General features: G+C 48.0%; 7 protein-coding genes. 3 read left to right on the top strand and 4 right to left on the bottom strand.

All coding sequences use genetic code 11. From position 1 onward, the window contains the following. Positions 1–23 precede the first annotated feature (23 nt). The 4 genes from RT717_RS10865 to RT717_RS10850 form a co-directional block, all read right to left on the bottom strand. Complete coding sequence (locus tag RT717_RS10865) at positions 24–1322, bottom strand: aminotransferase class V-fold PLP-dependent enzyme (protein WP_317491757.1); 1299 nt, start codon at positions 1320–1322, stop codon at positions 24–26. Between the two features lie 608 nt (positions 1323–1930). After that, positions 1931–2674 carry a LytR/AlgR family response regulator transcription factor gene (locus tag RT717_RS10860; protein WP_317491756.1) on the bottom strand — a complete coding sequence of 248 codons (744 nt, stop codon included), beginning with the start codon at positions 2672–2674 and terminating at the stop codon, positions 1931–1933. 301 nt (positions 2675–2975) lie between these two features. Further along, positions 2976–4976: a tetratricopeptide repeat-containing sensor histidine kinase gene (locus tag RT717_RS10855; protein ID WP_317491755.1), complete on the bottom strand. Its 2001-nt coding sequence runs from the start codon at positions 4974–4976 to the stop codon at positions 2976–2978. Next, positions 4973–6937 carry a tetratricopeptide repeat-containing sensor histidine kinase gene (locus RT717_RS10850; protein ID WP_317491754.1) on the bottom strand — a complete coding sequence of 655 codons (1965 nt, stop codon included), beginning with the start codon at positions 6935–6937 and terminating at the stop codon, positions 4973–4975. The genes RT717_RS10855 and RT717_RS10850 overlap by 4 nt, the downstream gene beginning before the upstream one ends. A gap of 361 nt (positions 6938–7298) precedes the next feature. Here RT717_RS10850 and RT717_RS10845 point away from each other — a divergent pair, with 361 nt between their 5' ends. The 3 genes from RT717_RS10845 (at position 7299) to RT717_RS10835 (ending at position 12793) form a co-directional block, all read left to right on the top strand. Beyond that, positions 7299–7685 carry an HYC_CC_PP family protein gene (locus tag RT717_RS10845; RefSeq protein WP_317491753.1) on the top strand — a complete coding sequence of 129 codons (387 nt, stop codon included), beginning with the start codon at positions 7299–7301 and terminating at the stop codon, positions 7683–7685. 72 nt (positions 7686–7757) lie between these two features. Continuing rightward, entirely contained in the window at positions 7758–11561 is a 3804-nt protein-coding gene (locus RT717_RS10840) for an efflux RND transporter permease subunit (RefSeq protein ID WP_317491752.1), read from the top strand. Beyond that, on the top strand, positions 11558–12793 hold the full coding sequence (locus RT717_RS10835; protein WP_317491751.1) for a TolC family protein: 1236 nt from the start codon (positions 11558–11560) through the stop codon (positions 12791–12793). Before RT717_RS10840 ends, RT717_RS10835 begins: the two co-directional genes overlap by 4 nt. Position 12794: the final 1 nt, after the last annotated feature.

The raw sequence follows: 12794 nt of genomic DNA, 5'->3' as shown, positions 1-12794 counted from the left end.
GTTTTGTGAATGCACACATTACACTATCCCCGACTAAGTCCTTCGATGCCTTTCAGCAGCCTGTTCAGGTCGGCTACGCTGTTATAAAGATTGGGTGTCACTCTCACCACCTCCCGGTCTTTTAGTTGACGCTTCACGGTAAATACGCCATATTCATCCAAAAGCCTTTTGACGGTATCATCAGCACTTATGCCAGCAACGCTGAAGGCAGCAATGGCACCACTCTGGTCAGGAGCCAGCGGCGTGTGCACCTCTACCCTTTTCATGGCAGCAGCTTTCGACGTCCAGTAAGCTTTCAGGTAGTGCAGCCTGGCTTGCTTGACTTTGATCGTCACCAGGTTATTGAATTTGCCCGCCACCGGAATAGTTAGCAGCGCCGGGCTTGCCAGCGTACCAAAGTGTCCCAGTTTATTGATGCTGTCAGCCGGTTGTGTGAAGTCGCCAAACATGGGCGACAGCTTGTTGATTTTTTCCTTCTTCACATACAGCAAGCCAGCGCCAAGCGGATTCGCATACCACTTGTGAAGGTTGACGCCAACCATATCGGCGCCCAGGTCGGCCAGTTTGTAGTCCAGGTGAGCAAAGCTGTGTGCTGCATCTACCATCACCTCTACGCCTTTGTTGCGGGCCATTTCGCAGATCGTTTTCACTGGCAGCACCTGTCCTGTCAGATGGGTCAAATGTGTCACCAAAATAAGGGTTGTTACGGGTGAAATCGCCGATTCGTACAATTTTACTACTTCATCTTCGCTTTTTGGCAACAGTGGCACATCGATAAATTTGAGCTTTATACCCTTCCGCTTCTCCAGCATTTGAAAGGCCTCAATCATGCTGTGGTAGTCGTGGTGTTGAAGTATTACTTCATCCCCCGCCTTGAGCGGAAACCCGTTGATCAGAATGTTCAAAGCTTCCGTGGCATTGCGGGTGACCAGCAACGCTTCTTTAGAAGCACCAGTGAAACCGGCGAGGCTGTCCATCACCATTTGCCAGTCGTTCCAGTAGTCCATTCGCATATAGCGGGACGACTCACGGTTGACTTTGTCGACAAACTGATGATAGGCAGCATTGACAGGAATAGGCTGAACGCCAAAGTACCCATTTTCCAGGTTGATGAAGCCGGGCGATATGTCGTAAAAATCTGTAGCGAAGCGTTGCCAGAAAGCTTCGTCGGTAACGATAGCTTCGCTGAACTTCCCCTCCCATTGTTCAAACAAATCATTTGAGCGCTCTGGCGATAACTTCCGGTAGTTTCTGCCATAAGCCACTAGTGGCAATGAGCCTACTCCTGCACCCAAAATTTTGAATAGCTTCCTTCTGTTCATGAATAAGTTTTATGCGTAGACTGTCGGGGGAAAAGACACACCACTGATTAAGAGGCGTTTATACGTTAGGCCAGGGCTGCTGTTTCTTTTCTGACTTTTAAATTAGCAATAAAACCGTCAAAAAGTCTTTAAGGATTTGTTATTAATACAAAGCAGATAAACCCGTCAGAAAGCAAAACAAAATTGGAATTGGCTGAGTGTTTCCGCCTATCAATGACTTATTCATAAAAATAAGTGTTGTATTTGGTATTTATTTATCAGGAATATGTGGGGCTACTGACCAAAGTGAGAGATGAGTCAGTTGTTGGCGTTTGGTTAAAAAAAAAGGGAAGGAAATCCATGTCGATAGCTTCTATGACTGTATTTTCCCTCCCTACCAGCCTAACCTTTGAGCATTATGGTTTGTGTAGAACCATAACTAAAGTATCAACATATATTTATTTTGGCAACTATTTGGGACAAAAGACACAAAATAATCGATGAACACCCGATAACGGGGGACGAAAATTTTGGGTTTTTCTTTTTTGGACGATTTTGAGAAAAAGATATGGCTTTGCCGGGGTGGTTAATGCGCCGGAGAAGGCGTTTCAACGGTCTAATTGACTGCCTTACTGCATCAGATTGAGTCTCCGTATTAACTCATCACGATATACTTTTCCCAGTGGAATCAGGTGTTCAGCGATTTTTACCTGATGCAGGTCGATGGCTTGCACATGCTCCAGGTTAATCACATAAGAGCGGTGCGCCCTGAAAAATGCATCTTTCGGCAGGTGATCCAGAATATCCTTCAGGCTTGATCGAACAACATACTTTGATGCTCCTGTAACAATATTGGTGTAGTTCCCATCTGGCTCCAGCCAAAGCATCTGGTCAAATTTCACCTTTACAAACATTTGTCCATTCTTAACGAACATGCCGTCCTTTACCAACATTTCTGTTTGCCGGGAAGCTTCCGGTGCAGCGTTTGAATTAACAGGTATGGCAAAATTGACGAGGGCAATTTCTATTGATGAGTAGAGCTCGTCTGCATTAAACGGTTTCACCAGATAGCCATTGGGCTTGGTTGCCTTGGCTTCTTCCACAGTGGCCTTGTCGGCGTGTGACGTGCAGTAGATAAAGGGAAGGTCGCAGTTGCTTCTTATATGGCGAGCCAGCTCAATGCCGGAAGGCCTCCCTCCCATCATAATATCCAGCATGACCAAATCGGGCTGATATTTGTCCAAAGCCTCTAGCCCCTCTTTGAGGTTCATCGCCACAAAAGGCACCTCATAACCCATTCCCTCAAGCAGCTCACGCATGTCTTCGGCTATGATCAACTCATCTTCAACAATCAGAATTTTTATTTTACTCATCGGCTTGGCGAATCCCTCTACACGGCTAGAATCTAATATAGACCAAAAAGACTAAAGGTTAAATGCTTTTTTAAAAATGAAAATCTTTTGGGAATGCCTCAGGTCGAAAATCTATGTTTCGCCCTGCTTAATGTTGTTTTTTCTATGCTGCAATATTGCTCCATACGCATTGCGGAGTAGCAGTTCTTACTTTGGGTTGCAATGGTAACGATTGGCACTTTAATAGCAAAGCATTTTACTGTAAACCTAAACGAGCAGCCAGTCAATCCTAAAGCCAGCGTCTATTCCCTTGCGAATTTTATTAAGTGGTAAGCCTGTCCTCATGAAGCACAATAGAGAAATGAGCCCCTTTCACCGAATGAAAAGACAACTGTCCGTTCAGCTGACGGGTAAGAATATTGACCAGCTTCAGCCCCAGCGATTTCACGTTGTCGATGCTGAAGTCCTGGGGCAAACCGTTGCCGTTATCGTCCACAGCAAGTTGCAGCTGGCCATCCGCAGTTCTTGTCAGCTCTACACTTATTTCTCCTTCCGGCTTCCCTTCAAAAGCGTACTTATATGCATTTGAAATTAACTCATTGAGTATAAGCCCCAATGGTATGGCCAGATCAATATCTAATTTAATATTTGATCCAGCTACTTTATTCACAATTCCGTTTTGTCCGTTTGGGCTAAAAACAGTGGAGAGATGTTCCACTAATTCTTCTGCGTATTCCCGGAAATCTATCTCGGAAAGCTTCTCTGTCTGGTAAAGTTTTTGATGGATCAGGGCCATGGCTTTTACACGGCTCTGCCCTTCCTGAATGGCGGAAATCATCTCAGGGTTGGCGGTGGACCTGCTCTGCATGTTGAGGATGCTGCTGATAACCTGGAGGTTATTTTTCACCCTGTGGTGTATCTCTTTAAGCAGTGCCTCCTTCTCGCCCAGCGACCGGGCCAACTCCAGGCTTTTTTCCTCAATCTCCTGGTTTTTCAGTTGAAGCAAATTGTTGGATTTCGACTTGACTCTTTCGGAGCGATAAGCATAAACCAGGAAGACAGTTAGCAGTGCAAGGCCGCCAAGCAACAGGTACCTAAGCCGGGCCTCCGATCTGAGGCTTGACTGCTGCTGGGCGAGCGTCACCTGATTCAGGGCCAGCTCCTTGTCTTTTTTTTCACTTTCATATTTGGCTTCAAGTTGCATCACAGTTTCTCCTCTTTCAATGCGCTGAAGAGAATCCGAAAGCTCCTTCCAAACCAGTGTATAAAAATAAGCTGAGTCAATTTGATTAGTGGCAGCAAATGACTCACGAAGACCATCAGTGGATTTCATGCGTAATTCCAGGAATTTGTACTGCTTAGCCAATGCTATAGAGGCCCTCTCGTGCGCAATGGCCTTGTCAGGAAACCCGCCCCGCCGGTAGTTAACAGCCAGGTTGTGATTCGTGCTCGACATTCCATATTTATCGCCCGACCGACTCTTCACACGAAGAGATTGCGTGTAGTAGTACAGCGCAGAATCAAACTGTAGATTCTCGTCGTAGGTGACTCCCATATTATTGTAGAAAGCACCGAAGCCCCGGAGGTTGTCGTCTTCTTTGATTCCAGCCACTGACCGGCGGTAATAGCTCCGTGCCGAATCATACTTCTTTAAATTCATGTAGGCCAGGCCAATATTGTTGTAGGCACCTCTGATTCTGTTATCAGAACCTTCTCCCTCAATGAGGAGATCGAGCGCTTTTTGGAACTGCTCTAGCGATTTTTGATGCTGATCCTGAGCTTTATAAACAAACCCAATGGCATTTACTGTGGAAGAAAGGGCTAGAGGATTTCCCAACTTCTCCTTTATTTCGAGAGCGTTAAGGTAGTACTCCATGGCCACGTTCATGTTGCCCAGCCGGTCGTAGACCAGTCCTAGATTATGGTAGGAACCTGCCATTCCGCTTTCGTTATGGCTGGCTTTTTCTACACTTAGCGCTTTCTCAATATAGCGTATGGCTGAGTCCATCTCTCCTTGTTCTTCGAAAGCCCGTCCGTAGTTTTTATAAGCATAGGCAAGCATCACGCTATCATGGGCGGCTTGTGCCAGTGCCTTTTGCAAACCGGCATAGTAGACAGAAGAATCGAAATTTTCCCTTACGAAACTGTACGACAGCTCATCAAGAAAAACTAACCTGAGTGAATCCGTGGGTGCTGTTTTGAACTGTTGTCTCAGGTCGTCAAACCTGTCGTTTTGGGCGATAGCACTCACAGAGGTGAGGAGCAAAAAGGCAATAAAGAATCTCCAAATACGTCGCATCGCATTGATTGACGAACCCATCATACGCTCACTTTCATGTTTTGAATGACAATTGAGAAACGGGCTCCACCTATAGACTGCACGGTAAGTTGGCCGTTGAGTTGCCTTGTAAGTATGTTCACCAATTTCAGCCCGAGAGATTTTGCCTTCTCCAGGTTGAAATCAGCCGGAAGACCTTTGCCGTTATCAGCCACTTCGAGCTGTAGTTGATCCTCTCCCACTCTTTTCAGCTCCACGCTGATGGCTCCTCCAGTTTTTCCTTCAAAGGCATACTTATATGCGTTGGAAATCAGCTCGTTAAGAATCAGTCCCAGCGGAATGGCCATGTCGATGTCCAGCTTAATGTCGGGTGAGGTAACAGTTTTTACAATACTCTCTCCGGTGGAGGACTCAAAAATAGAGGACAGGTGATCCGTGAGTTCCTCGGCATATTCCTTAAAGTCAATCTCCGATAGTTTTTCAGTCTGGTAGAGTTTCTGATGAATCAGGGCCATAGCTTTCACCCTGCTTTGTCCTTCCTGAATAGCCGTGAGCATTTCGGGACTTGCTGTCGACCGGCTTTGCATGTTCAGAATGCTGCTGATCACCTGAAGGTTGTTTTTTACCCTATGATGGATTTCTTTAAGCAAGGACTCTTTTTCTGCCAAGGCCGATTCAATGAGCTTATTTTTAGTTTCTATTTCCTGGTTCTGAATGCTCAGCTGATTGTAGGCTTTTGTTTTGGCACGTTCACCCCGATAGATCAGGCCAGCCAGTAAAAGCACAATTACCATCCCTCCTATGAGAACAGAGCGAAGCCTGGCTTCCTGTGTGAGCAATACCTGCTGTCTGTCGATATCGGCCTGTTTGAGAACCAGCTCCTTTTCCTTTTTCTCGGTTTCGTATTTGGCCTGCATATCATGAATGACCTGGCTGTTTTCAATATTGTAAACGGAGTCTTCCAGTTGTTGATATTGCTTATGATAACGCAGCGCCTGCTTGTAATCACCCAGCTTTTCATAACTTTCTGACAGGCTGTGGCTCAGGTTAATCCTCAGCTGGTGATTGTTTATCTTTTCGGCTAGTTCGAGGGACTTGTTGCCATAATAGGCTCCCTTTTCCGGCATGTCGATGCTGTTATACAAACTATTCATATGGAAATAGCTAAAGGCCATCGATCGAAGGTCTCCCCTGGTTTTAGATAGCGCCAGCGACTTGTTAAAATAATACAAAGCGCTGTCCGGCATTTTCAGGTCAGTGTAGTCATTTCCTATGTTGTTATAAGCGCTTGGCAGGTTCGGCTCATTGTCAAGCCCCTCATAGATGGCAATGGTTTTCAGGTAGTTCTTAACGGATTTTCTTGTATCTCCTTCTTCCCCGTAAATGATAGCCATGTTTGACAGCACTACGGCCACACCTCTTTGATACCCGATGCTTTCGAAAATATCCATGGCACGGGTGTAATGAAGGATGGCGTCGTCATGATAGCCAAGATAATTCTGTGAGTTGGCAATTCTGTTGAGCACTTTGCCAGCTTCCAGGGAGTCGTTGATACTTTCGTAGTAGGAAAGGTTTTCAAAAAGGACTTTAATGGCTTCTGCGCTTCGATCTTGTTCTTCGTAAAGTTCTGAGAGTTGCAAATTAGCCCTGGCAATCCCTTCCTTGTCTTGCGATTCACGATAGGCTGCGAGGGAAGCATCAACATATTTTTTTGCTGAATCGTAGCTGAAATGCTCATAATTAAACTTTCCGAGTGCCAAGTTGGCGTCTCCACGTTCCTTTGTCAGGTTGTGGTCTTTCGCAAGTTCAAGCGCTCTGTTCAGGTAGTTTAAGGCAGCCGAAGAATCGGTCTCAGCACTTTGCTGCCCCATGGTAATCAGCAGGGAAACTTTCACACCTGGCTCTTTGGCCGCTTGAAAAAGCTGTTGCAGGCTATCTGTCTGGGCTTGTAGATAGCCGGAGGCTACCAATACAGCAAAAAGTAACAGGCATGTTTTCTTGATCATCTTCCAGCTTGCTTTTGATAGGTGCAGTCCTTCGTGAGAGGCTAATATAGTGCTTTTAAGGGCAATTGTGTTGATTAATCAATGTTTGTACATCAAAAGAAGCCGTGGGCTATATACAGCTCTGTTATATGTGTGGTTCGGAAAAAGTATCAAGTGAAGGTTTACACAAAGGCTGTAGACAGAAGGATAGTATTATTTCATTGTAACTAATTGATTGTAAATCAAATAATCGATCAATCATAAAGTATGAAATTAAACATATTTTTTACTGCCTTTTCGAAAAAGCAGCACTCAGTGACACAACTGATAAAACCCAGGCGGGTTTGCTTTCGTTATTTGTTTTGTCGATTTTTGACCCAGTTTGAAAAGAACCCTACAAATAGCGCTTGTTTTCACATGGCTCCTCTCCATTGCAGGGGTAGTCGTGTCAAAGCATTATTGTGGCCCTTTTCTTAAGAACGTTGAGCTGGGGCACTCCACCAAGCACTGCTGCATGGATGCTGCCGACGAGCCCAACGATTGCTGTGAAAATACAACGGAGTACCAGAGCCTGGATGGAAATTTCGTTAAGGTTGAAAAACTGGCGCTTGGAACTCCCTCCCTTTTTGTGCTCTACGCTATTGAGCTTCCCGACTTTCTGTCCTACGACGAAGCATATTCAACTCATTCACTATCATTTGCTGCAGATACAGGGCCACCTTTGCCTTTGTATCCCGCCTATATTTCCTTCGGTGCCCTTTTGATTTAGCCGTTGGTCTTTTGCACGAAGCATGTTCCCATGCTTCAATTTCCATTTGCATCAGACCAATGAATTTACTTTATGCTCAATCAAATCATTCGTTTTTTTCTACATAACAGGCTGGTTACTATCCTTATATTGATAGTGCTGGTGGGTTGGGGCATTGTTACGTCGCCATTCAATTGGAAGGTAGACGCTCTCCCCAGAGATCCTGTGCCGGTGGATGCCATCCCCGACATTGGAGAAAACCAACAAATTGTGTTCACTGACTGGGCGGGCAGGTCGCCGCAGGACATTGACGACCAGATTTCATACCCTCTAACGACCTACCTGCTGGGTATACCGGGCGTTAAATCGATCCGAAGTTCCTCGGTTTTCGGATTTTCGATGGTCAACATCATTTTTAATGAAGACATCGAGTTTTACTGGTCCAGGTCCAGAATCCTTGAGAAGCTAAGCTCACTGCCATCCGGATTGTTGCCCGACGGCGTGCAACCCATGCTGGGGCCCGATGCTACAGCCCTTGGCCAGGTATTTTGGTATACGCTCGAAGGCAGAGACAAAGAGGGCAATCCCACGGGAGGCTGGGACCTGCATGAGATCCGTACCGTGCAGGATTTCTATGTAAAGTATGGGCTCAACGCTGCCGAAGGTGTATCAGAAGTCGCTTCCATAGGCGGCTTTGTGCAAGAGTATCAAATTGACGTCAATCCCGATGCGCTGAAAGCCTACAACATTCCCTTAATGGCAGTGATGCAGGCTGTGCGGCAGTCGAACAGGGATGTAGGCGCCAAAACCATTGAAATGAACCAGGCGGAGTACCTGGTAAGAGGGCTCGGCTATATTAAATCGGTAGAAGATATTGAGAAGGCTGTGGTGGCCGTGCAGGACAACGTGCCCATCCGCATCAGCGACATTGGCCGGGTGAGCCTTGGCCCGGCTGCCCGGCGTGGTGTGCTCGACAAAGGAGGCGCTGAAGTGGTGGGTGGCGTGGTAGTAGCCCGTTATGGCTCGAATCCATTGGAAGTCATCAACAATTTAAAAGCCAAAATAACAGAGATAGCGTCGGGCCTTCCCAAAAAGACGCTGGCCAATGGTGTGGAAAGTCAGCTGACCATCGTGCCATTTTATGACCGTACCCAGCTCATTCATGAAACGATCGGCACACTTGAAACAGCCCTGTCGCATGAGGTACTCATCAGTGTGATTGTGGTGCTCATTCTCCTGCTCAATCTCCGGGCCTCGATTATCATTGCCAGTTTGCTGCCCGTGGGCGTGCTGGCCACGTTCATCGTGATGCGGTACTCAGGCGTTGATGCCAATGTGGTGGCCTTGTCGGGCATTGCCATTGCTATTGGCGTGATGGTCGACGTTGGGATTGTTTTCGTGGAAAACATCATTCGCCACCTGGAAATGCCAGAAAACCATGGCGCCAGCGGGACAGCACTGCTGAAGGTGATTTATGAAGCCACGGTGGAAGTAGCGTCGGCCATCACCACTGCCCTTGCCACCACGGTGGTGAGTTTTGTTCCCGTGTTTGCCATGGAATCAGCTGAAGGAAAACTTTTCAAGCCACTTGCCTTTACAAAGACCTATGCGCTGCTTGCCTCGTTTGTACTTGGCCTTGTGGTGCTCCCTACCCTCGCCTATTTCATATTCGGCATCAACTACGACAAGAAGAAAGTAAGACGGGTATGGAATTGGAGCTTCGTGGCCGCCGGCATTATGCTGGCCGTCTATTTTCAGATGTGGTTGCCATTGGCACTGACCGTCGCCGGCATCAATAACATATTGGAAAGCAAATGGCCTCAACAGATCAGGCGATATACCAGCTACCTCAATCTGGCACTAGCCGTGCTCATCGCTACCTATTTTCTCGCTGAAGAATGGATGCCGCTGGGTGTGGGAAACTCCCTCGTGCTGAATTACCTCTTTGTCATTGTGTTGATAGGGTCAATTTTGCTTGCACTACTTTCGGTGGTGCATTTTTATGAACCGATCTTGAAATGGTGCCTGGTGAATAAGGGCAAGTTCATGCTGCTCCCGGCGTTTACCATTTTGCTTGGCGTCGTGATTTGGCTCGGGTTCGACACCGTTTTCAGTGTAGCTGGCGAAAAGGTGAGAGCCTCCCGGCCATGGAAGGTGCTGGCTGAAAAATTCCCGGGTATAGGTTCAGAATTTATGCCTTCGCTCAACGAGGGTAGTTACCTGCTCATGCCCACCTCCATGCCTCATGCCGGCGTGGAGCAAAACCGAAGAGTGCTTGGCCAGCTCGACATGATGGTGAGTCAGATTCCCGAGGTAGATATGGTGGTTGGGAAAATGGGCAGAACGGAGTCAGCACTTGATCCGGCGCCAATCTCTATGTACGAAAACATCATCAACTACAAGCCAGAGTATGTAGTGGATGAAGACGGCCATAGGTCAAGGTTCAAAACTGACAACGACGGCAATTTTGTGTTGACCTCCGGAGAGGCGGTATCCAACGAAGAGGCACTGCAGCTGGGAACAAAATACAGCCACCTCATTCCCGACAATGACGGTCAATACTTCAGGAACTGGCGCCCTCATATCCAGTCACCCGACGATATATGGGACGAAATTGTGCAGGTGACCAAAATACCGGGTGTCACCTCCGCCCCCAAGCTTCAGCCGATTGAAACACGCCTGATCATGCTGCAAACAGGCATGCGAGCGCCCATGGGCATCAAAGTTTATGGCCCCGACCTCCCTACCATCGAGGCGTTCGGCATGCAGCTGGAGGGTATTTTAAAAGAAGTGCCCTCAGTAAAAGCAGAGGCTGTTTTTGCTGACAGGATTGTAGGCAAGCCCTACCTCCATCTGAATATCAACAGGGAGGCGATTGGCCGCTATGGCCTGACAGTGGAAGACGTGCAGCAAAGCATCGAAACGGCTATCGGCGGCATGAAAATCACAACGACGCTGGAAGGAAGGGAAAGATTCCCGGTGCGGGTTCGCTATCCAAGAGAGCTGCGGGACGACCCCGAAACATTGGGGCGGATACTAATCCCCACTCCTTCCGGCGCTCAGATTCCATTGAGCCAACTTGTGGAGATGGAGTATGTAAGGGGCCCGCAAATGATCAAGAGCGAAGAGACGTTTCTGGTCGGCTATGTGCTGTTTGACAAAAGGGATGGTTTTGCAGAGGTGGAAGTGGTTAATCAGGCACAGGCCGCCATTCAGGAAAGGATCGACGCCGGACTTCTCAAAATACCTGCCGGTGTCAGCTACAAATTTTCAGGGAGCTACGAAAACCAGGTGAGGGCTGTAAAGCGGCTGTCTATCGTGATTCCCATTAGCTTGCTGGTGATTTTCCTGCTGCTCTACTTCCAGTTCAAAACGGTCATTGCTTCGTCGATCCATTTTTCCGGGGTGTTTGTGGCGTTCGCAGGCGGCTTCATTATGCTTTGGCTCTACGGCCAGGACTGGTTCCTGAACTTCTCCGTGGCTGATGTCAATCTGAGAGATCTGTTCCAAATGCACACGATCAACCTGAGTGTGGCCGTTTGGGTGGGCTTCATTGCCCTGTTTGGCATTGCCACCGACGACGGTGTGATCATGGGAACCTATATCCATCAGGTATTTGAGGAAAAGCAACCAACGACCATTCAGGGAGTTCGTGAAGCGGTGCTGGAAGCGGGCAAAAAGCGAGTCCGGCCAGCCATGATGACGGCAGCTGTTGCCATTATTGCGCTGCTGCCTGTCCTGTCGTCTACCGGTAAGGGCTCAGACATCATGGTGCCCATGGCCATCCCGACATTCGGCGGCATGACGATTCAAATCATGACCATGTTCGTGGTGCCGGTATTGCAGGCATTTTGGAGGGAAACAGTGATCAAAAAACAAATCAGGGAGGCAAAATGAAAAGTATCATCTATATCATCTTGATTTTGACCGCCGGGGCAACACAAGCACAAACGCTTGAAGAGTACCAGCAAATGGCAGCAGAGAACAATCCTGGTCTGAAGGCAACTCACAAGGCATTTGAAGCAGCCCTCGAGCAGGTATCGCAGGCAAGTGGCCTGCAGGATCCGAATCTCACTGTCAGTGCTTTTGGCCAAATGATCGAAACCCGGGTGGGGCCGCAAAAAGCCCGCTTTAGTCTCTCCCAGATGTTCCCCTGGTTTGGAACACTGAAGGCCCAGGGCCATGTGGCTGCCTTGATGGCTGAGTCGAAGTACCAGGCATTTTTGGACGAGAGAAACAGGCTGTATTATCAGGTGGCGGCTGCTTACTATCCGCTTTACGAGCTCAACGCCTTCAAAACCATCGAAGCAGAGAACATCCGGCTTCTGGAATCATACAAGGCCATAGCGACAGCAAAATTCAGTAGTGGCAGCGGCACGATGGTGGATGTGCTCCGGGTGGACATCATGCTCCAGAGCGCCAACACCAGGTTAACAATTCTTGACAAGGAAGAGGCGTCGCTGAAAACTACCTTCAACAACCTTTTGAATCGGGATATAGGTGAAGACATAGTTGTTATCGATTCGCTGGCAGTGGACGATGCTCTAAATGCCGGCGATTTATTGCCCACCACCCACCCTCGGATAGCCGAACTGGAGTTGAAGATTGAAGGGAGCCAGGCGGCTGAACATGCAGCCCGCAAGCAGGGGCTTCCGAAACTGGGCGTCGGCGTCGATTACATCATCGTTGGGGAAAGGACGGATTTAGCGGCAGGCGCTGCACCACCGGCCGACAATGGCAAGGATGCTATCATGCCCATGGTGTCTGTCAGCCTGCCGGTTTTCAGAAAGAAATACCGGGCGGCTGTGAAAGAGGCACAACTGACGCAGGAAAGCTATGCCTTTCAGAAGCAGGCCACTGTCAATGCCCTTGCTACCGACTACGAGGTCACCAGGTTTGAGCTTGCTCAACAAAGGGAGTTGATAGGCCTTTACGAGGCGCAAGCCGTTCAAACTGACCGTATGATGCAGCTCCTCTTCACAGCCTACAGCAATTCGGAAGCTGATTTTGAAGAGGTGCTGGCCACGCAGCAACAATTGCTGCAGTATCGGAAAATGAAAGTCGAGGCAGCCGCAGCTTACCAGGCTGCACTCGCCAAATTGTATTATGTGACAGCTAAAGTTTATTGAA

Origin of the sequence: Imperialibacter roseus (assembly GCF_032999765.1) — a bacterium.
In the GTDB taxonomy this organism is placed as follows: domain Bacteria; phylum Bacteroidota; class Bacteroidia; order Cytophagales; family Cyclobacteriaceae; genus Imperialibacter; species Imperialibacter roseus.
The sequence above is the reverse complement of the archived record's forward strand: the minus strand, read 5'-3'. Positions and strand labels throughout refer to the sequence as shown.